Source organism: Citrobacter telavivensis (assembly GCF_041807075.1).
GTDB lineage: Bacteria > Pseudomonadota > Gammaproteobacteria > Enterobacterales > Enterobacteriaceae > Citrobacter_A > Citrobacter_A telavivensis.
The window spans coordinates 276,161-297,367 of record NZ_JBGUBF010000001.1 but is presented as its reverse complement, the minus strand read 5'-3'; the positions used below and the strand labels follow the sequence as shown (position 1 = coordinate 297,367).

The 21,207-nt window shown below is 53.1% G+C and carries 21 protein-coding genes; 13 read left to right on the top strand and 8 right to left on the bottom strand.

Translation table 11 applies throughout. The annotated features are described in order from the left end of the window. Positions 1–40: 40 nt before the first annotated feature. Together ACERJC_RS01375 and ACERJC_RS01370 are read right to left on the bottom strand one after the other, a co-directional pair. Positions 41–2,149: an FKBP-type peptidyl-prolyl cis-trans isomerase gene (locus tag ACERJC_RS01375; RefSeq protein WP_373670864.1), complete on the bottom strand. Its 2,109-nt coding sequence runs from the start codon at positions 2,147–2,149 to the stop codon at positions 41–43. Between the two features lie 238 nt (positions 2,150–2,387). After that, positions 2,388–2,855: a YuaE family lipoprotein gene (locus ACERJC_RS01370; RefSeq protein ID WP_373670863.1), complete on the bottom strand. Its 468-nt coding sequence runs from the start codon at positions 2,853–2,855 to the stop codon at positions 2,388–2,390. A 242-nt stretch (positions 2,856–3,097) separates the two neighbouring features. Between ACERJC_RS01370 and ACERJC_RS01365 the strand changes: the two genes are divergently transcribed. Then, positions 3,098–3,622: a metal-dependent hydrolase gene (locus ACERJC_RS01365; RefSeq protein ID WP_178824910.1), complete on the top strand. Its 525-nt coding sequence runs from the start codon at positions 3,098–3,100 to the stop codon at positions 3,620–3,622. 108 nt (positions 3,623–3,730) lie between these two features. Here ACERJC_RS01365 and cysS read toward each other — a convergent pair whose 3' ends face one another. Next, on the bottom strand, positions 3,731–5,116 hold the full coding sequence (gene cysS, locus ACERJC_RS01360) for a cysteine--tRNA ligase (RefSeq protein ID WP_152405591.1): 1,386 nt from the start codon (positions 5,114–5,116) through the stop codon (positions 3,731–3,733). Positions 5,117–5,290: 174 nt separating this feature from the next. Here cysS and ppiB point away from each other — a divergent pair, with 174 nt between their 5' ends. The 7 genes from ppiB (at position 5,291) to mnmH (ending at position 11,231) form a co-directional block, all read left to right on the top strand. Next, positions 5,291–5,785 carry a peptidylprolyl isomerase B gene (ppiB, locus tag ACERJC_RS01355; protein ID WP_042324369.1) on the top strand — a complete coding sequence of 165 codons (495 nt, stop codon included), beginning with the start codon at positions 5,291–5,293 and terminating at the stop codon, positions 5,783–5,785. A 2-nt stretch (positions 5,786–5,787) separates the two neighbouring features. Further along, the gene (gene lpxH, locus ACERJC_RS01350) at positions 5,788–6,510 is read left to right on the top strand and encodes a UDP-2,3-diacylglucosamine diphosphatase (RefSeq protein ID WP_286632610.1); all 723 of its coding nucleotides are present in this window, start codon (positions 5,788–5,790) and stop codon (positions 6,508–6,510) included. Positions 6,511–6,600: 90 nt separating this feature from the next. Then, positions 6,601–7,437 carry a hypothetical protein gene (locus ACERJC_RS01345; protein WP_373670862.1) on the top strand — a complete coding sequence of 279 codons (837 nt, stop codon included), beginning with the start codon at positions 6,601–6,603 and terminating at the stop codon, positions 7,435–7,437. Beyond that, on the top strand, positions 7,434–8,375 hold the full coding sequence (locus ACERJC_RS01340; protein ID WP_373670861.1) for a DUF1848 domain-containing protein: 942 nt from the start codon (positions 7,434–7,436) through the stop codon (positions 8,373–8,375). The genes ACERJC_RS01345 and ACERJC_RS01340 overlap by 4 nt, the downstream gene beginning before the upstream one ends. 114 nt (positions 8,376–8,489) lie before the next feature. After that, entirely contained in the window at positions 8,490–8,999 is a 510-nt protein-coding gene (purE, locus tag ACERJC_RS01335) for a 5-(carboxyamino)imidazole ribonucleotide mutase (protein ID WP_152405595.1), read from the top strand. Next, a complete protein-coding gene (gene purK, locus ACERJC_RS01330) occupies positions 8,996–10,063 on the top strand; it encodes a 5-(carboxyamino)imidazole ribonucleotide synthase (RefSeq protein WP_373670860.1) in 1,068 nt (355 codons plus the stop codon). Before purE ends, purK begins: the two co-directional genes overlap by 4 nt. Positions 10,064–10,160: 97 nt before the next feature. After that, complete coding sequence (gene mnmH / locus ACERJC_RS01325; RefSeq protein WP_373670859.1) at positions 10,161–11,231, top strand: tRNA 2-selenouridine(34) synthase MnmH; 1,071 nt, start codon at positions 10,161–10,163, stop codon at positions 11,229–11,231. 192 nt (positions 11,232–11,423) lie between these two features. Here the strand turns inward: mnmH and ACERJC_RS01320 are convergent, their stop codons facing one another. The 3 genes from ACERJC_RS01320 to ybbA all read right to left on the bottom strand — a co-directional run bounded on the left by ACERJC_RS01320 (position 11,424) and on the right by ybbA (position 15,832). Next, the gene (locus ACERJC_RS01320) at positions 11,424–12,557 is read right to left on the bottom strand and encodes a porin (RefSeq protein WP_178824813.1); all 1,134 of its coding nucleotides are present in this window, start codon (positions 12,555–12,557) and stop codon (positions 11,424–11,426) included. A gap of 177 nt (positions 12,558–12,734) precedes the next feature. Next, on the bottom strand, positions 12,735–15,149 hold the full coding sequence (gene ybbP, locus ACERJC_RS01315; protein WP_371895171.1) for a putative ABC transporter permease subunit YbbP: 2,415 nt from the start codon (positions 15,147–15,149) through the stop codon (positions 12,735–12,737). Then, positions 15,146–15,832 carry a putative ABC transporter ATP-binding protein YbbA gene (gene ybbA / locus ACERJC_RS01310; protein WP_042324383.1) on the bottom strand — a complete coding sequence of 229 codons (687 nt, stop codon included), beginning with the start codon at positions 15,830–15,832 and terminating at the stop codon, positions 15,146–15,148. Before ybbA ends, ybbP begins: the two co-directional genes overlap by 4 nt. Here ybbA and tesA point away from each other — a divergent pair. From tesA to cnoX, 3 genes are read left to right on the top strand one after another with little or no spacing between them, the layout of a single operon-like run. Further along, complete coding sequence (gene tesA, locus ACERJC_RS01305; RefSeq protein WP_507161365.1) at positions 15,803–16,426, top strand: multifunctional acyl-CoA thioesterase I/protease I/lysophospholipase L1; 624 nt, start codon at positions 15,803–15,805, stop codon at positions 16,424–16,426. The genes ybbA and tesA overlap by 30 nt on opposite strands. 28 nt (positions 16,427–16,454) lie before the next feature. Beyond that, positions 16,455–17,225, top strand: coding sequence for an SDR family oxidoreductase (locus ACERJC_RS01300; protein WP_152405599.1), 771 nt, complete (start codon positions 16,455–16,457; stop codon positions 17,223–17,225). A 59-nt stretch (positions 17,226–17,284) separates the two neighbouring features. Next, positions 17,285–18,139 (top strand): chaperedoxin, encoded by an 855-nt coding sequence (gene cnoX, locus ACERJC_RS01295; RefSeq protein ID WP_152405600.1) that lies wholly within the window; start codon positions 17,285–17,287, stop codon positions 18,137–18,139. A gap of 94 nt (positions 18,140–18,233) precedes the next feature. Here cnoX and fetB read toward each other — a convergent pair whose 3' ends face one another. Together fetB and fetA are read right to left on the bottom strand one after the other, a co-directional pair. After that, entirely contained in the window at positions 18,234–19,013 is a 780-nt protein-coding gene (gene fetB / locus ACERJC_RS01290; protein WP_152405601.1) for an iron efflux ABC transporter permease subunit FetB, read from the bottom strand. Next, positions 19,006–19,677, bottom strand: a complete 672-nt coding sequence (gene fetA, locus ACERJC_RS01285) for an iron efflux ABC transporter ATP-binding subunit FetA (RefSeq protein ID WP_373670856.1) — start codon at positions 19,675–19,677, stop codon at positions 19,006–19,008. Before fetA ends, fetB begins: the two co-directional genes overlap by 8 nt. A gap of 145 nt (positions 19,678–19,822) precedes the next feature. Here fetA and ACERJC_RS01280 point away from each other — a divergent pair, with 145 nt between their 5' ends. After that, on the top strand, positions 19,823–20,737 hold the full coding sequence (locus tag ACERJC_RS01280) for an SPFH domain-containing protein (protein ID WP_046477095.1): 915 nt from the start codon (positions 19,823–19,825) through the stop codon (positions 20,735–20,737). Then, the gene (locus ACERJC_RS01275; protein WP_152405603.1) at positions 20,737–21,195 is read left to right on the top strand and encodes an NfeD family protein; all 459 of its coding nucleotides are present in this window, start codon (positions 20,737–20,739) and stop codon (positions 21,193–21,195) included. Before ACERJC_RS01280 ends, ACERJC_RS01275 begins: the two co-directional genes overlap by 1 nt. The last annotated feature ends 12 nt before the right edge of the window (positions 21,196–21,207 follow it).

Below are 21,207 nucleotides of genomic sequence, written 5' to 3'. Positions count from 1 at the left end.
AAAGAAAATGCCCGGCAAAACCGGGCATACGTTATGGAGCTCATTGACCTGCGGCAGGTTGTACATCAACAACAGTAATTTCGTAAACCATCGTCGAAGACGGCGGAATCTGCGGTGGCCGTCCTTGTTCCCCGTAAGCCAGTTCGGGCGGGACAGCCATAATCAACTTGCCACCTTTACTCATTTTGCTGAGCGCTGAATTAAAAAGTGGCGGGAAATTACCCAGCGGCAACGCCAGCACCTTCCCACTCTTCATCATATCTTTAATAACTTTACCGCTGGAAAGGCTTTCCTTAACGGCAATCACCACCACATCCGTTGCCGCGATTTTACCCTGCCCTTTCTGGGTTATGCGGTAGTAGTAGCCCATATCTGCCCGTTTCGTTCCCGGCACGCGGCTAAAAGTACTGATGAAATTGTTACTCTGATTCGGTTTGGTGCTGGCACTCTTCTGCAGTTCCATTGCCTTCTTATTCATGACATCCAGCTCAGCCATGATCGTACTTTCCGGCACTTTAAACTTCCCTCTGATCGAGTCAGAAACCCCGCTTATCACCTGCGGCAGTTCCAGCAGGAACCCATCAGACTGAAAATTCGCCATCGCCCCTCTGACTTCCTGCCCCCACAGCGTCCCCAAGGCATAAGAACGAAGCTGTTCTTCAGAAGCTGGCACAGGCGTCGCGGCCTCAGCCTTTGTGGCCGTTAGCGTTAGAATTTGTTTATTCTGCGCATCCAGTTTCGCCGTCATTTCCTGGAGTTTCTTCTGTGCCTCATCCTGCTGCGTCTTGTTTTCCGCCAGCGTCTTCTTCGCGTTAGCCAGAGATTTATCGTTGTCGCTCAGGCTGGCGCGCAAATCAGTTATTTGTTTGAACTGCGCGGCACTCTGGTTCTGGCTGTCGGTCAGTGATTGACTTAGCTTCGCCGTTTCATTCCGGCTTTTATCCAGAGACTGCTTCAGTTCAGCCACGGCGTTGCTGTCGCCTGCCTTTGCTTCCGCCAGTACTTTGGCATTAGCCGCTTGCGCAGCCGTCAGATCGGCAATCTGTTTATTCAACGCAACGCCCTGATTCTGGCTGTCGGTCAGCGCGTTTTTCAGGGCCGCCGAGTCAGACTGGCTCTTTTCCAGAGACTGCTTCAGATCGGCCACGGCGTTGCTGTCGCCTGCCTTTGCTTCCGCCAGTGCTTTGGCATTAGCCGCTTGCGCAGCCGTCAATTCCGCAATCTGTTTATTCAACGCAACGCCCTGATTCTGGCTGTCGGTCAGCGCGTTTTTCAGGGCCACCGAGTCAGACTGACTTTTGCCCAATGCTTGTTTCAGTTCAGCCACGGCGTTGCTGTCGCCTGCCTTTGCTTCCGCCAGTGCTTTGGCATTAGCCGTTTGCGCAGCCGTCAGTTCGGCAATCTGTTTATTCAACGCAACGCCCTGATTCTGGCTGTCGGTCAGCGCGTTTTTCAGGGCTGCCGTTTCATTCCGGCTTTTATCCAGTGACTGTTTCAGTTCAGCCACGGCATTGCTGTCGCCAGCTTTTGCTTCCGCCAGCGCTTTGGCATTAGCCACTTGCTCTTCCGTCAATTCTGCAATCTGTTTATTCAACGCAACGCCCTGATTCTGGCTGTCGGTCAGCGCGTTTTTCAGGGCCGCTGAGTCAGACTGGCTTTTGCCCAATGCTTGTTTCAGTTCAGCCACAGCGTTGCTGTCGCCTGACTTTGCTTCCGCCAGTGCTTTGGCATTAGCCGCTTGCGCCGCCGTCAGATCCGCAATCTGTTTATTCAATACAGCGACCTGATTCTGGCTATCTGCCAATAGCTTTTTAAGTTGTATCAGCGCCTGACTGTCACGCATTTTCTCCGTGGCAAACTCAAGAGAATTTGCCACTTTCTCAGCAAGCTGGTCGGTCACCTTTTCTTTCAGTTTATTGATTTCATTCAAATTTTCTGCCAGTTGCTTTTGTTGTGCTGCGGTGGAGGTGTTACCTTTATCTTGTTCGCCACGTAAAGCCGTCAACTGGCTCGAGTTCTCTTCAAGTTGTTGATTTTCACTGTCCAACTGCTGTTGCAGAGTCGCGATTTGTTTTTGCGCATCGCGGAGCGACTGTTGAAGCGCAGCGTTCTCCTTCTCATTGACAGGAGCAATCCGAATACCACGCAAATCACGGTTATCCGTTTTTGACGTGTGTTTCTTAACGGTTCGCGGTGCTGAAATAACTGGGGCAGGTAGATTTATCGGCTTTTCTGTCAGCAAGGCGGGAATATCACTAGTCTGAGAGGTGATAACATCCAACGACTGTACAGCGGCTGCATTATCTCTGGCAAAAACGTCACCAACAGCAACACTACAAATCACTAAAGGAAGAGTAAAAAAAAAAGAGGTTTTATTTTTAACACGATCATTTAAAACTCTCTCCCCTGTTAATTAAAGATTGACGAACGGTTTGTTCAATATCGCTGCACAGCTTTTGTGTTTTATATTTATACAGCGCATCCATGGTATCCCGCGTTTGTGAACCGATATCCTCGCGCACGGACGTATAGACAGACGCACTATCCAGCAATTGTTCAAAGTCCGCTTTCTTTTTAGCATATTGACGCTGATTCACTTTAGAAAGAGCAACAAGTTCTTTCTGGCAGAGAGAAGCTGCACCTTCAGAGGCCCCGATGCTTGCTGCTTCTGGCGTAACAGGCGTTATCTGAGGCGAAGGCAATGGCGCGGATACAACGGAAGCTGAGGAATTTTTCCCTGCTAATGACTGAGATTGCGAACGATGCTGACAGCCGGTAAGAAAAACCGGAGTTATTATTAGTAATATATTTAACGCCCTTTTGACATATCTGTTCGATTTACGATAAGTCGTCACAATAAAGCCCCTCAAAAACGGCTGTCTGCTAATGTAGAAAAAATGAAGAATAGAGTATCTTCTGATTATGCACATTTAAAAAAGTGCTACACAATGCTTCATTATCAAAAAAAATCACTTTAGGATTTCATTCAGAACCCAAACACATTCACAGAAACGTTATTAATCAAAAACATTATTCACGTGGAAAATACATCTCACCAGGGATATATTAATGTATTCACTTATTTCGGATAATTGTTATGCCAACCATTATTACCCACGCCGCCGTCCCGATTTGCCTTGGACTGGGTCTGGGGTTGAAAGTAATCCCCCCACGCTTACTGTTTGTCGGGATCGCTCTTGCGATGCTGCCGGACGCCGACGTGCTTTCGTTTAAACTCGGGGTGTCTTATGGAAACGTGTTTGGACATCGCGGGTTTACCCATTCGCTACTGTTCGCGTTACTGGTTCCGTTACTCTGCGTGTGGGTGGGGCGACGATGGTTTAAAGCCGGGTTAATACGCTGCTGGTTATTTTTGACGGTTTCACTGCTGTCGCACAGCCTGCTGGATTCGATAACCACCGGTGGCAAAGGCGTAGGCTGGCTGTGGCCGTGGTCAAACGAACGCTTCTTTGCGCCGTGGCAGGTGATTAAGGTCGCGCCGTTTGCCCTGTCGCGCTATACCACGCCATACGGGCATCAGGTCATTCTTTCCGAGTTATTGTGGGTATGGTTGCCGGGAGCGATGTTGATGGGAGTGCTGTGGTGGTACAGGAAGCATTAAATTACCGGAGCGCGTTGCCGGATGACGACGCAACGCGTTTTATCCGGCACGGCTCCCGTATTTTCCAGGCCGGATAAGGCATCAGCCGCCATCCGGCAATTCAGGTAATTACTTACGACGCCAGGTGGTTCCCTGCGGACCATCTTCCAGCACAATGCCCATCTCATTTAGACGATCGCGCGCCGCATCCGCAGCCGCCCAGTCTTTGGCTTTACGGGCATCCAGGCGTTGTTGAATCAACGCTTCAATTTCTGCGACTTCTCCGTCGTCCGCCTGTGCGCCGCTTTGCAGGAACAGCTCCGGATCCTGTTCCAGCAGCCCCAACACACCAGAAATCTTACGCAGGTGAGACGCCATCGCATTTGCTGCGGCCATATCCTCTGCCTTCAGACGGTTCACTTCACGCGCCATGTCGAACAGCACGGAGTATGCTTCGGGCGTGTTGAAATCGTCGTTCATCGCCTCAACAAAACGTGCTTCAAACGCCTCGCCACCGGCGGGTGCGACAGACTTATCCGTCCCGCGCAGCGCGGTGTACAGACGCTCCAGCGCAGAACGCGCCTGCTTCAGGTTTTCTTCACTGTAGTTCAACTGGCTACGATAGTGGCCGGACATCAGGAAGTAGCGTACGGTTTCCGCGTCGTAGTATTTCAGCACGTCGCGCACGGTAAAGAAGTTACCCAGCGATTTGGACATTTTCTCGCGGTCAACCATCACCATCCCGGAGTGCATCCAGTAGTTCACATACTCACCGTCATGCGCGCAGGTGGACTGGGCAATTTCGTTTTCGTGGTGCGGGAACATCAGGTCAGAACCGCCGCCGTGGATATCAAAGTGATTACCCAACTGTTTGCAGTTCATCGCGGAACACTCAATGTGCCAGCCAGGACGGCCTGCGCCCCACGGTGACGGCCAGCTCGGCTCGCCCTCTTTGGACATCTTCCACAACACGAAGTCCATCGGGTTGTGCTTCACATCCACCACGTCCACGCGCGCACCGGCCTGCAGTTGATCCAGATCCTGGCGTGACAGTTGCCCGTAGTTCGGGTCGGTCGGGACATCGAACATCACGTCGCCGTTGTCCGCCACATAGGCATGGCCTTTGGCAATCAGCTGTTCAGTGATTTCGATAATTTCGGCGATATGGTGGGTCGCGCGCGGCTCCAGGTCCGGACGCAGAATATTTAACGCATCAAAATCGTTGTGCATCTCGGCGATCATACGATCCACCAGCGCAACAAAGCTTTCGCCATTTTCATTAGCGCGCTTAATGATTTTATCGTCGATATCGGTGATGTTACGCACATACTTCAGCTTGTAGCCCAGGAAGCGCAGATAGCGAGCAACCACGTCAAACGCCACAAACGTACGGCCATGACCAATATGACAGAGATCGTAAACGGTAATACCACACACGTACATGCCGACTTCCCCGGCATGAATAGGTTTGAATTCCTCTTTTTGGCGCGTCAGTGTATTAAAGATTTTTAACATCGAAGATTCCGTGTAAGACGTGTGTGGATAACAAAGTCTGTATAATACCCATAATTGGGACGGGAAGCAGCACACTTTGCGAGGTGATCGCAGCGTGCGGTTATGCTATAACACCTCCCTAACTCTGACCCTTCGTTGGGTTAAAGCACCACTATATCGGAACAGGATGCAAAAATGGTTACTTTCCACACTAATCACGGCGATATCGTAATCAAAACGTTTGATGATAAAGCGCCTGAAACAGTTAAAAACTTCCTGGACTACTGTCGCGAAGGTTTTTACAACAACACCATTTTCCACCGTGTGATTAACGGTTTTATGATTCAGGGCGGCGGTTTTGAACCTGGCATGAAACAAAAAGCCACCAAAGACGCTATCAAAAACGAAGCTAACAACGGTCTGAAAAATACCCGTGGCACGCTTGCAATGGCGCGTACTCAGGCTCCGCACTCCGCGACGGCGCAGTTCTTCATCAACGTAGCCGACAACGATTTCCTGAACTTCTCCGCCGAAAGCATGCAGGGCTGGGGCTACTGTGTATTTGCAGAAGTGGTTGAAGGTATGGACGTGGTAGACAAAATCAAAGGCGTGTCTACCGGTCGCAGCGGCATGCACCAGGACGTACCGAAAGAAGACGTGATTATCGAAAACGTGACCGTCAGCGAGTAATTGTGACGACACTGTTTATTGCAGATCTTCATCTCTGCACGGAAGAACCGGCGATCACCGCCGGTTTTCTGCGTTTTTTAGCCGGTGAAGCCCGTCAGGCTGACGCGCTGTATATCCTGGGCGACCTGTTCGAAGCCTGGATTGGCGATGACGATCCCAACCCGCTACACCATGAAATGGCCGCCGCCATTAAAGCGGTTGTCGAATCCGGCGTCCCCTGTTTTTTCATTCACGGCAACCGTGACTTTCTGATTGGCAAGCGCTTCGCCCGTGAAAGCGGCATGACGCTGCTCCCCCAGGAAAACGTGCTCGATCTGTACGGTCGACGGGTACTCATCATGCACGGCGATACGCTGTGTACCGACGATGCGGGTTATCAGGCGTTTCGCGCGAAAGTCCATCAGCCCTGGCTGCAAACGCTGTTCCTTGCCCTGCCGCTGTTTATACGCAAGCGTGTGGCCGCCAGGATGCGAGCCAACAGCAAAGCCGCCAATAGCAGCAAATCACTGGAGATCATGGACGTCAACAAACATACGGTTGTCGCTGAGATGGAAAAACACCACGTCCAGTGGCTGATTCACGGTCATACCCACCGCCCTGATGTTCACGCGCTCACCGTCAACGGCGAACCCGCCTTCCGCGTCGTATTAGGTGCCTGGCATAGTGAAGGATCGATGGTCAAAGTCACGCCGGACGATGTGGAGCTGATCGCTTTCCCGTTTTGAAAAAAACATCCTCATTATAAAATAATGACCCAGATCATTACCCTCTAAATCTGGATAGCTATGCTAAAACAAATTTAAGAATTAAGGGTAATGATGAATATTGATCAGGATTTTATCCGTACGACGGTACTTAGTTTTCATCGGAGCTTAATGAGAGATGGTTTTTTATGTGACCATTCAGAACTTTTACCTTTAAATGGTAACTATGATGACGAAGTTTACCAAAAAATATATGCTTTAAAATACCTCCCTGCTTATTATTTTGAGTACTGTATTTTAGCTAACTCACTTCAGAAAAGGCTAAGTAAAAATAACGTAACCGACGTCAATATTGCCTCTATGGGGTGTGGGTTATATCCCGATTACTTTGCCCTCCTTCATAACCTTGATGGCATTAACTTTAACTATTATGGCTATGATGTATGTCGCTGGAAAGCTCGGCGACTACTGCCAGAAGGAAATGACAATTTATATCTGACATCGCGTTCTGTTAATCAAATCAGCACTAAGATTCTGGGGAAATTTGATGTGTTTATTTTCCCGAAATCAATTAAGGATATTGAGCAGTCATCAGATATTGAACACCTCGCTCAGGAAATTTCAAAAACTAAAAAAGATAAACTCTACTTTCTCAACTCTTATGTCAATACTTCACTTGATCAAACCAGTGCACATGTCAAAATTTTCGAACACATCCATAATGAATTAATGCGCCATGATTTTCAGACAGCGGATAAACACACCGTCACTCAATACATGGGGCATGCCAATACGGGTTTAAAAGCGATAGATGTCCACTTTGATTATCCAAAAGAATGTATAGTACTTTGCCAGGACAAAGATAATGAATGTAGATGCAAGGTCAGAGATTATCCTATCTTAACGAACAGATATCTTGACTATCAAATACTGGAATATACGCGATGATCATTAGCGCCAGCCGTCGCACCGATATACCCGCTTTCTACAGTGAGTGGTTAATGAACCGCATTCGCGCGGGTTTTTTGCTGACCCGGAATCCCTTTAACTATCACCAGATCTCTCGGGTGTCATTGCTTCCTGAAGATGTTGATGCGATCGTATTCTGGACACGCAATCCTACGAAACTGCTTCCTTATCTTGATGAACTCTCGGAGATCGGCCACCGTTTTTACTTCCAGTTCACCCTCACCGGATATCCGCGGTTGATTGAGTCTAAAACCTTAAATCCGCATAAAGCACTCGAGGTTTTTAAACGACTGTCAGAAAAGATTGGCGCTGAAAAAGTCATCTGGCGTTATGACCCTATTCTTTTTTCAAACCTTCTTCCTTTTGACGAACATGTTCGCCTGTTCAGTAAGATCGCCACCGAATTAGAAGGTCATACCCGACGCGTCGTGATTAGCTTTGCTGATTTTTATCAAAAGACGGAAAAAAACCTTAAGGCTATTGATTCGCTCATATACAGCGATATCACACAAAACCATGAACTCTGTTTAACGCTGTCGCAAAGATTATCAGAAATTGCCCGACAACACGGACTGGATATCTACTCCTGCGCCGAAGAAGTCAATCTTACCGGGCAAGGCATTCAGCACGGTAAGTGTATTGATGAGGCGCTAATTAATGACTTATTTGGCTTATTCATACCTAATAGCAAAGATTCAGGTCAACGTGAGGCCTGTGGATGTGTGAAAAGCATAGACATCGGTACCTACAACACCTGTCTGCATGGATGTCAGTATTGCTACGCGACCTACAATCAGAATCAAGCCAACAGCAATTTCAAAAAGCACTCTCCAGAGAGTCCTTTTTTGTTAGGGGGTACAGATGGGGTTGATCCGCTTCTGCTAGAACCGGTACGTTTCCAGCCAACACTGTTTTGACGCCGTCAGAGGCCTTAAAATCCAGGCACGCAACCGTTTTCCTTGCCGATATAACGTGCTATTCTTTGTGGCCTCAAAAGCAGTGTGTCCCGCACCACAGGAGTTTTCAGACGCATGTCTTCCCGCAATAATCCGGCGCGTGTCGCCATCGTGATGGGGTCCAAAAGTGACTGGGCTACCATGCAGTTCGCCGCCGAAATTTTTGAAATCCTGGACGTCCCGCACCACGTTGAAGTGGTTTCTGCCCACCGCACCCCCGATAAACTGTTCAGCTTTGCCGAAAGCGCTGAAGAGAACGGCTATCAGGTGATTATTGCTGGCGCGGGTGGCGCGGCCCATCTTCCAGGTATGATTGCGGCGAAAACGCTGGTGCCGGTACTGGGTGTTCCTGTACAAAGCGCGGCGCTAAGCGGCGTCGACAGTCTGTACTCTATCGTACAGATGCCACGCGGTATTCCGGTCGGTACGCTGGCGATTGGTAAAGCGGGTGCGGCTAACGCAGCACTGCTGGCAGCACAGATCCTGGCGACGCACGATAAAGCGCTGCATCAGCGCCTGACCGACTGGCGCAACGCGCAAACGGATGAGGTGCTGGAGAATCCGGATCCGCGAGGTGCGGCATGAAACAGGTTTGCGTACTGGGCAACGGTCAGTTAGGACGGATGCTGCGTCAGGCTGGTGAACCGCTGGGCATCGCCGTCTGGCCAGTTGGCCTGGATGCGGAACCGACCGCCGTCCCTTTTCAGCAGAGCGTAATCACCGCAGAAATCGAGCGCTGGCCGGAAACCGCCTTAACGCGTGAACTGGCACGTCATCCGGCCTTCGTGAACCGCGATGTCTTCCCGATCATTGCTGACCGTCTGACGCAAAAACAGCTTTTCGATAAGCTCGACCTGGCGACCGCCCCGTGGCAGTTGCTGGCGGACAAAAGCGAATGGCCCGCCATTTTTAACCGTTTAGGCGAACTGGCCATTGTGAAACGTCGCGTCGGCGGTTATGACGGCCGTGGTCAGTGGCGTTTACGCGCCAGTGAAACCGATCAACTGCCGGATGACAACTACGGCGAATGCATTGTCGAGCAGGGTATCAACTTCTCGGGTGAAGTGTCCCTCGTCGGCGCGCGCGCGCATGACGGCAGCACGGTGTTCTACCCGCTGACGCGTAACCTGCATCAGGACGGCATTCTGCGCACCAGCGTCGCCTTCCCGCGGGCTGATGCGAAACAGCAGGCGCAGGCCGAATCGATGCTTTCCGCTATCATGCAGGAACTGGGCTACGTCGGCGTGATGGCGATGGAGTGTTTTGTCACTCCGGAAGGGCTGCTGATCAACGAACTGGCCCCGCGCGTGCATAACAGCGGTCACTGGACGCAAAACGGTGCCAGCATCAGCCAGTTTGAGCTGCATCTGCGGGCGATTACCGGTCTGCCGCTACCGGCACCGGTGGTCGACAGTCCGTCGGTGATGGTGAATCTGATTGGCAGCGACCTCAATTACGACTGGCTGAAACTGCCGTTAGTGCATCTGCACTGGTACGACAAAGAAGTGCGTCCGGGGCGCAAAGTCGGTCACCTGAATCTGACCGACAGCGACACAGCGCGCCTGAGCGCCACGCTGGAAGCGCTCTCCCCGCTGCTGCCGACGGAATACGCCAGCGGTATCCTCTGGGCACAAACTCAGCTCAAATAAGCCTTATATCGCGGGGAAGTTTAACTTATGCTTCCCCGCCCTCTCCTTCAGCGCGTAAAATCCCGCCCATTGCTGTTTGTTTTTTTCAGGATTTAACATGAACGATGGAACGGACTATCGCGCGATCCTTACCGCCGATACGCCTTTAATCGATGTCCGCGCGCCGGTTGAATTTCAACAGGGCGCAATGCCGGGTGCGATAAATTTTCCTTTAATGAATGATGACGAGCGCGCCGCCGTGGGTACCTGCTATAAACGCCAGGGGCCGGAAGCCGCACTTGAACTCGGTCATCAACTTGTCTGTGGTGACATTCGCCAGCAGCGTCTGGATGCCTGGCGCGAAGCCTGCCGGCAACACCCGCAGGGCTACCTCTGCTGCGCCCGGGGCGGTCAACGCTCCCACATTGTCCAGCAATGGCTACGCGAGTCTGGCGTGGATTACCCGTTGATCGAAGGCGGCTACAAGGCGCTACGCCAGGCCGCGATTGCCGCCACGGAAGAACAGGTGCAAAAACCGATTGTGCTGATTGGCGGCTGCACCGGCAATGGCAAAACGCAGCTGGTGCAACAGCAGGAAAACGGGGTGGATCTCGAGGGCCTGGCCCGTCATCGCGGCTCCTCTTTTGGCCGCACCCTGGAACCCCAGCTCAGTCAGGCAAGTTTCGAAAATCTACTGGCGGTGACGCTTCTCAAAAAGCAGGCCACGCGCTGGGTGCTGGAAGATGAAGGCCGGATGATTGGCTCTAACCATCTGCCGGAATGTCTGCGCGAGCGCATGGCCCAGGCCACTATCGCCGTGATTGACGATCCGTTCGAGCGGCGTCTTGAGCGCCTGCGTGAAGAGTATTTTGTGCGAATGCATCATGATTTCACCCATGCGTATGGTGAAGAGCGGGGATGGCGGGAATACAGCGACTATCTGCATCATGGGCTTTGTGCAATTAAGCGGCGTCTGGGTTTACAGCGATTCAACGAGTTGACCGCAAAGCTGGACGTGGCGCTGGATGAGCAGCGTCGAACCGGCAGCACCGAGACGCATTTCAGCTGGTTAGTGCCGCTGCTGGAAGAGTATTACGATCCGATGTATCGCTATCAGTTGGATAAGAAAGCCGGGAAGGTTGTTTTTCGCGGGACATTTGAAGAAGTTGCTCAGTGGCTGAGCCACTAAAAATTGCCGGATGGCGACGCGCACGCGTCTTATCCGGCCTACAAATCACCACCGTCCTGTAGGACAGCATCATCCGGCACACAAATCACTACCGTCCTCCAGGCCCGGTAAGCGTCAGCGTCACCCGGCACACAAATCACCACAGTCCTGTAGGCCCGGTAAGCGTCAGCGTCACCGGGCACAGCATCAGACTCAGAAGTCGTAACGCAGACGCACCAGGTTCATATCGCCCAGGTTGTCGGTGCTGGAGGTAAAGACGTGTTCGTAATCAACACGGAAACCGTAATCCAGCTGGAAGCTGATACCCACCCCGTTGTCGGTACGCAGGTAGTTGCGACCATTCACGTATTCAATGCGATCGCCCATGAAGTACGGCTGAACGGATTTCAACGCATACTGGTTGATTGGGAATTTATAGCCTGCAAAGTATTCCAGACCCCACGCATCACCGGCAAAGTAATCGTTAACCGACACTTTTTTGGTGGTCATAAAGTTCTGGTACCAGCCGCCGCCCAGGGAGAAGGTCCAGTTATCCGGCGTCCAGCTCAGCGCGGTACCCACGATGTTCTGATCGTACGTTTTGTTGCTGTTACCACGTATTTCCGCACGGGTGTAGTTCCACGCCGTACCCCAGCTCAGATCGTCAGTAATATGATAATCCGCACCCAGTGAACCGCCACCTTTACGTTTGTAGTTCAGACCATTGTTCGGGTTGTAGTCATCGCTGAACAGGTAAGAAGCGTAGAGATCAACATCGCCAACCGTTTTCTTATATTTCAGCATTTTGCGGGAACGGTAAGAACCGTCGTAGTCGCCGTTAATCCCGTTACCCGGTGCCTGACCAATCATGTCGTAGTCCCAGATATCGGTTTTTGCACCGACCACATCGTAGTAGATGCTGTTCTGTTGACCGAAGGTCAGCGTACCCCAGGTATTACTCTTCAGACCGGTGTACAGCATACGACGGGTGGTGTCGTGTGCGCCGTCTGCATAGTGGTTGTCCCAGTTGAACTGCGCCGGAATGTTGACGCCCAGCTCGTAGAAGCTGATCCAACTGATGTCATCAAACAGATAGTAGTCTGCCGCGAAGCGGAAACGAGTGCCGCCGTCGAAGCCATTACGCTTATAGCCGTTTGCGCCGTCATCGCCCGTCATGTTCTGGAACTGAGGACGAATACTCCCGCCAACGGTAAAGTTGAGACGGCTCAGCGGATTGCCCGCCTGCGGATCTTGTTTCAGAACGGTGATTTCCGCCTGAGAGGCGAAAGACGTCAATGCCACTGCTGCGCCGATCGATGCCGCCAGCGCTGTTGTTTTTATAGTCATTATTTTTCCTTGATAGATTTCCTGCTAACTATTCAGCAATTGAATATTAACTGGTATTAACACTGACGTGTTGGCGGGTTTTTAATGATTTGTGCCGTTAAACAGCGAGGGGTTATCAATTTATGCTACTAAGAAAGTACGCGCCAGCATAAAAACCGGCACGTCATTATCACGGAGTTAAACAGTAAACTGGCGGAACAATGCTTTCCCTTTCAGGAGACGGATACCGAGCCAGCCACCGCAAAGGGAAAGTAGAAGCGCGCCACAGACCGGCAGGATAATCCACAAGCGCCAGTCAGGTTCCCACGGGAAGTCAAACACCCGGGTTTGCAGCACCGCCAGCGCGGTTTCTGCGCCAATGGACGCCACCAGCCCGGAGACCATCCCCAGCATGGCGAATTCGCACCACAACGTAGTACGCAAGAGTTTCTTACCCGCGCCTAATGTACGCCAGACCACCAGTTCCTGATGGCGCTGACGCATACCGACCTGCACCTGCGCCAGTAACAGCAGCATGCCGCAGGCGGTCACCAGCACGACCATCACTTCCAGCGCCCGACTGACCTGCTCCAGCACCTGCCCCACCTGTTTAAGGATCGCGCCGATGTCTAACAGGCTGATGGTCGGGAACTCACGGTTAAGCTGCGTCAGCATGCCGTTGCCGTTTTCCCAACGAAAGCTGGTCAGCCAGCTCTGCGGCTGTCCATCCAGCGCGCCGGAGGGGAAGATAAAGAAAAAGTTAGGCCGCAGGCTCTCCCAGTCCACCCGACGCAAACTGGTTACCTTTGCGCTGAACTCCTGGGTGTCGCCCATAAAGGTTACGCTGTCGCCCAGAGAGATGTTCAGTCGTTTTGCCAGCCCCTCTTCCATCGACACCTCGCCTTTCGCTGGCGGCCAGTTGCCGGCGGTAATCGGGTTGTGGTCAGGACGACTCTCCTGCCAGGTCAGGTTCAGTTCGCGATTCAGGGACTCATCCTGCCCGCCTTCGGTTGGCGTATTGTTTATCGCCGTCAACCGCGCCCGCACAATCGGATAGAACGCTTCCGGGATCACCTGATGCTCTGAGAGAAAGGCCTTCACCTGTGGCACCTGTTCAGAGGCAATGTTGATCAGAAAATAGTTGGGACTTTCCGGCGGAAGCTGCTGCTGCCAGCGATCCAGCAGATCGCCGCGTAATACCAGCAGCAGCGCCAGCAGCATAAACGACAGTGAAAACGCCGACAGCTGGCTCAGGGTCGACCACGGCTGACGCAGCAGGCGACTGACCGCGAGGCGGAGCGGCAGCGCCGATAGCGTCATCCCGCGCAGAACGTTCAGCAGCATCCAACCCAGCACGCCACACAGCAGCGCCAGTACCACCGCTCCCGCCAGCACCGCCCACAGCAGCGGACTTCCGCCCATTAATCCGGCCAGTAACAGCACCACCACTACGGTCACGATCGGCAAATAGAATTTCAGCGGCCAGACGTTTGCCACCACGTCACGACGCAATACGCGCAGCGGTTGGGTGGCGAGCAGCAAGCGATACGGACGCAAACCGACCAGCAGTGAGATCACCGTCATGGTCCCCAACGCCCAGATCCACGGCCAGAAACTGGCAGGCGGCAGCGCGGCAGGCAGCACCGGTTTGAGCAGCACCATCAGCATCTTTTCAAATAGCAAGCCGATCGCCCCACCCGTCACGGCGGAAAGGACCAGCACCATTAGCCACTGCCCGACGATCAGTTTTCGCAGTTGCGCCCTGCCCGCACCGAGCGTTTTCAGAATCGCCACCAGATCGTAACGGCTGCGACAGTAGTGATTCATCGCCACCGCTACCGCAGCGACGGCCAGCAACAGCGTTAATAGCGCCGAAAGGAGGAGAAACTGTTGCGAACGCTCGAGGGATTTCCCCAGCGCGCCTTCATCCTGCTCAAGTCCGTACCAGCGATGTTCCGGCTTCAGCTGCGGTAGCAACCACTTTTCGTAGCCATCAAGCTGTTGCGGCGTACCGCCAAATTTATAGCGCCATGTAACGCGACTGCCAGGCTGTACGGCACCGGTTTTTGCAACGTCCGCCGTATTCATTAACAGGCGCGGGGCCATCTGGAAGGGGTTAAAGCCGGAGTCCGGCTCCTGCACCACTTCACCGGCAATGCGCAGCGTGGCGTCGCCGACATCAATGGTGTCGCCGGTTTTCAGATTCAGCAACGCCATCAACCGCGGTGCCAACAGTACCGTTCCCGACAGCGGTTTGAGTCCCGGAGGGTTGGTTTCCAGCTCGCCGTACATCGGATAGATGTCATCGACCGCTTTGACATTCGCCAGTTGTGGCGTGTCACCGGCAAAGGTCATCGTGGCAAAGGTCAGTTGCTCTCCCACCTTCAGACCGCGCTTACGCGCTTCATCAATCCACGCCTGCGGCACCTCGCGCGAGCTGCGCAGTGCCCGGTCGCCCGCCATAAACTCACGGCTTTGCTGACTTAGCCCTTTTTCCATACGATCGCTGATATTGCCCAGCGCCAGCACGCAGGCCACCGCCAGACTCAGTGCCAGCCAGACAATCAACAGCGATGGCGAGCGCCATTCGCGCCAGAACCAGCGTGCGATCATGCCTCCTCCTGCAACTGTCCGTTCACCAGCCGCAATCGTCGGTTACAGCGCGCCGCCAGTTGCGGATCGTGAGTCACCAGGATGAGCGTGGTGCCATGCTCGCGGTTAAGCGAAAAGAGCAGATCGGCAATTTTCTCGCCGGTCTGCCGGTCGAGGTTACCCGTCGGCTCATCGGCAAACAGTACGTCCGGGCGGCCATTAAAAGCGCGCGCCAGCGCCACGCGCTGCTGCTCACCACCGGAAAGCTGTGCCGGAAGATGGTCCAGACGCTTACCCAGTCCCAGTTGCTCAAGCAGTGCTTTCGCCCCCGCTTTACTTTGTCCGCTGTTTTCGCCGCGCAGCAGTGCGGGAAGTTCGACGTTCTCCAGCGCGTTCAGCGTGGGAATCAACATAAATGACTGAAAGACAAAGCCAACATGCTGCGCGCGCAGCTGGGCCCGGGCCTCCTCATCCATCTGGTGTAACGGTTTACCCACCAGATTGACTTCGCCGTCGGTACCGTCATCCAGTCCAGCGAGGATCGCCAGCAGCGTGGATTTCCCTGAACCCGACTCGCCAATCAGCGCAATGGTCTCAGCACGTTTGACAACCAGTTCAACTCCGGTAAGGATGGAAAGCTCGTGCTCCCCCTGACCGACGGACTTCTTAAGATGATGAACTTCAACAATGTTTTCCGCTGGCATTTGCCTATCCTGTTCCTGATCCTGTTTACCTGTCGGGCCGCTGCGGCTGACACGTTGTTAATTCTCGGCGACAGCCTGAGCGCCGGATACCGAATGTCCGCCAGTGCCGCCTGGCCTGCGCTGCTCAACGATAAATGGCAGAGCAAAACCACCGTGGTGAACGCCAGCATCAGCGGCGACACCTCCCAGCAAGCGCTGGCACGTCTGCCTGCGCTGCTCAAGCAGCATCAACCGCGCTGGGTGCTGGTTGAGCTGGGCGGCAACGATGGGCTGCGCGGCTTTGCGCCGCAACAGACCGAACAGACGCTGCGTACCATCGTGCAGGACGTTAAGGCAGCGAACGCCGAGCCGCTGCTGATGCAAATTCGCCTGCCCGCAAACTACGGTCGTCGGTATAATGAAACCTTCAGCGCGCTCTATCCAAAGCTCGCCAAAGAGTTTGATATTCCTCTGTTACCCTTTTTTATGGAAGAGGTCTATCTAAAACCGCAGTGGATGCAGGATGATGGTATTCATCCTAACCGCGACGCCCAGCCGTTTATCGCCGACTGGATGGCGAAGCAGTTGAGTCCTTTAGTAAAACACGAGTCTTAATTCAACGGAGATCCTGACAGGTAAAGTTATGCAAAAATCGGTCTTAATAACAGGATGTTCCAGCGGCATCGGCCTGGAAAGCGCGCTTGAGCTAAAGCGCCAGGGCTTTCAGGTTCTCGCCGGCTGCCGTAAACCCGACGATGTCACGCGCATGAATAACATGGGATTCACCGGCGTATTGATCGACCTCGACTCTCCCGAGAGCGTGGATCGCGCCGCTGACGAGGTGATCGCCCTGACCGATAACTGCTTATACGGGATCTTTAACAATGCCGGATACGGCGTTTACGGTCCGCTGAACACCATCAGCCGCGCACAGATGGAGCAGCAATTTTCCGCCAATTTCTTTGGTGCGCACCAACTCACCATGCGCCTGTTACCGGCCATGCTGCCACACGGCGAAGGTCGGATCGTGATGACCTCCTCGGTGATGGGGTTGATCTCAACGCCTGGGCGCGGTGCCTACGCGGCCAGTAAATACGCGCTGGAAGCCTGGTCAGATGCGTTGCGCATGGAACTGCGTCACAGCGGAATTAAAGTCAGCCTGATTGAACCCGGCCCCATCCGCACGCGTTTTACCGAAAACGTTAACCAGACCCAGAACGACAAACCGGTGGAAAACCCTGGTATTGCCGCACGTTTTACGCTCGATCCTGAAGCTGTCGTCGCCAAAGTGCGCCATGCTTTTGTCAGCGATAAACCCAAACTCCGTTATCCGGTCACGCTGGTGACCTGGGCCGTCATGCTGCTCAAACGCCTGCTGCCGGGACGCCTGATGGACAAAATTTTGCACGGATGAGTTGAAGCGTGCGCGTCAGCCCCCATGTAAAAAAGAAATCGACACAAGAGAGTGACTCCATGTCCACACAGAATATTGTCAACATTAACGAATCGAACCTGCAGCAGACCTTAGAACAGTCGATGACCACGCCGGTCCTGTTCTACTTCTGGTCTGAACGTAGCCAGCACTGCCTGCAGTTGACGCCGGTGCTGGAAAGCCTCGCTGCGCAGTACAACGGTCAGTTTATTCTGGCGAAACTCGACTGCGACGCCGAGCAGATGATCGCCTCTCAGTTTGGTCTGCGCGCCATTCCGACCGTCTATCTGTTCCAGAATGGTCAGCCGGTTGACGGCTTCCAGGGACCGCAGCCGGAAGAGGCGATTCGTGCCCTGCTCGACAAAGTGTTGCCGCGTGAAGAAGAGCTGAAAGCGCAACAGGCCATGCAACTGATGCAGGAAGGCAACTACATTGAAGCGCTGCCGCTGCTCAAAGATGCCTGGCAACTCTCTAACCAGAACGGTGAAATCGGCCTGCTGCTGGCGGAAACACAAATCGCCCTCAACCGCTCCGAAGACGCGGAAGCCGTGCTGAAAACTATTCCGCTACAGGATCAGGACACCCGCTATCAGGGGCTGGTTGCGCAGATTGAACTGTTGAAACAGGCGGCGGATACGCCGGAGATTCAGCTATTGCAACAGCAGGTGGCGGAAAATCCGCAGGATGCCGGACTGGCAGCGCAGCTGGCGCTGCAACTGCATCAGGTCGGACGCAATGAAGAAGCGCTGGAACTGCTGTTCAGCCATCTGAAGAAAGATCTCGCCGCCGCAGACGGTCAGGCGCGTAAAACGTTCCAGGAAATTCTTGCCGCGCTCGGTACCGGCGATGCGCTGGCGTCAAAATATCGTCGTCAGTTGTACGCGTTGTTGTACTAATCTTTGTTGCCCGATGGCGCTACGCTTATCGGGCCTACAACCCGAACGCATCCGTAGGCCGGATAAGGCTTCAGCCGCCATCCGGCACTCTCCGTCACGATTTCCTCAAATGCGTCACCACCAACTGGTGGCGCGCGTTGTAAAACTTCCGATAGGTTAAATAGCAGGCAATAATGGTCGACAGACTCGCCGTTGAAAGCAGCATAAACGTCACCATGATCTGATATTTAATGGCCTTGACCGGATCGATACCGGCAAAGATCAGCCCCGACATCATCCCCGGCAAACTCACCAGTCCGACCGTTTTCGCGGAATCGATCGTCGGGATCAGCGAGGCGCGAATGCTGTCGCGGATCAATCCGGCTGACGCCATTTTCGGCGTCGCGCCGAGGCTGAGTTTCTCCTGAATCTGCTGCTGTTCGCTGCTGAAACGCTGACCGAGATTGTTGTAGCACAACCCGACGGCCACCATCGCATTACCGGCGATCATCCCGGAGATGGGGATCACCTGCATCGGGATAAATTCGATCGAACCCGACAGCACCAGCACCGCCAGCGTTAACCCCGCCCCCGTCGTGATGGCAATAAACGAAGAAAGAAACGCTTTATCAATGTACTTACTGCGTTTCTGCGCGTTATAGGCGGCGTTAAAACAGATAAACAGCACCATCAGTAACGTCAGGACGGCATGGTTAACCGCGAAGATATATTTCAGTACATAGCCGACAATAATAAGCTGAACGACGGCACGCGCGACGCTCCAGAGAATATCTTTCTCCAGCGCCAGTTTCTCTTTGTGGCTTATCAGCATCGCCACCACCACCAGCATCATCGCTAATGCCAGTGACTCGTTGGTAATATTATGTTCATTCATTTCGTGCTTCCTGCATTTCTCCGGCATGCGGCATCAGGGTGATTATTTCATCCGCATGATTAATTTCGTCTTTATCGTGAGTCACCCACAGTACCCCTGTCTGCTTATCGCGAGCATAGTGATGAATAATCTCATTTACATTGCGCTTATTGCTTTCATCCAGCGCGCTGGTGATTTCATCAAGCAGTAAAACCTGCGGCAAAAACTGTAAATTACGGATCAGGGAAATGCGCTGTTTCTCCCCGCCGGAAAGTTCGTTGATATTTTTCGCCAGAATCGTCTCCGGCAACTGAAAGCGGGCCAGGTCAGCAAGAAAAGCCCCGGCGTCAGGACGCTGATGCCGGATCTGCCAGGGAAAGATCAGATTATCGTAAACGGTATCGCCAAACAGCGCGGGCGTCTGGGCGCAATACGAGACGTGCTGGCGGTAGTTTTCCGGGGTGAGCGTGGTGATGTCCTCCCCGGCAAAGAGGATCTCGCCGCGAGTCGGGCTGAGCAACGACGCGATAATCTTCAGTAAAGTACTTTTTCCGCAGCCGGAAGGTCCGGTTATTAATTTAAATTCACCAGGGCGTAAGTTAAAACTGATGTTATTCAGAATGTTCGTTGTCCCGACCTGGTAACCCACATTGTTTACCTGCAACAAAATGCTATTTTCACGCATTGTCTATCCTGTTTTCGCGTTTTATCGCAAAATAGTGTATCCCTCTAATTAACGAGAGGGGAACTCTCTTTAATGAATCAGGTATAATTTCAAGAGTAACGTCGCCAGTCACGACATCATGGACAGTTCAACAGGAGGTTTTTCAATGCTTATCGTTATTCCTATTCTCATTTTTGTCGCGCTGGTGATAGTCGGTGCCGGCGTGAAAATTGTCCCCCAGGGATACCAGTGGACGGTGGAGCGTTTCGGACGCTACACCCGCACGCTGCAGCCAGGCTTGAGCCTTGTCGTTCCGTTCATGGACCGTGTTGGTCGTAAAATTAATATGATGGAACAGGTGCTGGATATTCCCTCGCAGGAAGTTATCTCGAAAGATAACGCTAACGTTTCGATTGATGCGGTCTGTTTTATTCAGGTCATTGATGCGCCAAAAGCCGCGTATGAAGTCAGTAACCTGGAGCTGGCTATCATCAATCTGACCATGACCAACATCCGTACTGTACTGGGCTCCATGGAGCTTGATGAAATGCTCTCCCAGCGCGACAACATCAATACGCGCCTGCTGCACATTGTTGATGAGGCCACCAACCCCTGGGGAATCAAAATTACCCGTATTGAAATTCGCGACGTTCGTCCCCCGGCTGAACTGATCGGCGCAATGAACGCGCAAATGAAAGCGGAACGTACCAAACGTGCCTATATCCTTGAAGCCGAAGGGGTCCGCCAGGCGGAAATCGTCAAAGCCGAGGGTGAGAAACAGTCGAAAATTTTGATCGCCGAGGGCGACCGTCAGTCGGCATTTTTACAGGCAGAAGCCCGCGAACGTTCCGCCGAAGCGGAAGCGCGCGCCACCAAAATGGTGTCTGAAGCGATCGCCTCCGGCGATATTCAGGCGGTGAACTACTTTGTGGCGCAGAAATATACCGAAGCGCTACAGCAAATCGGCTCGTCCAGTAACAGTAAAGTGGTGATGATGCCACTGGATGCCAGCAGCCTGATGGGCTCCATTGCCGGGATCGCTGAACTGATCAAGGACAGCGCCAGCGAACGGAAAAAATAATGATCGAGATGATTGTGGGATATCCCCATATTTTCTGGCTCAGCCTCGGCGGTCTGCTTCTGGCCGCTGAAATGCTGGGCGGCAACGGCTATCTGTTATGGAGCGGCGTAGCAGCAGTCATTACCGGCATTCTGGTCTGGCTGTTGCCCGTCAGTTGGGAATGGCAAGGCGTTATCTTTGCCGTCCTAACGCTGCTTTCCGCCTGGCTTTGGTGGAAGTGGATGGCGAAACGCGTTCGCGAACAAAAGCCAGCGGATAGTCAACTTAACCAGCGCGGCCAGCAACTGGTCGGTCGCCGGTTTGTGCTGGAATCCTCGCTGGTTAATGGCCGTGGACACATGCGGGTTGGCGACAGTTCGTGGCCGGTCAACGCCATTGAAGACTTGCCCGCTGGAACCCACGTTGAAGTGATCGCCGTTGAGGGCATCACGCTCTATATCAGACCCCTTCCCCGATAAAACAGATGACAG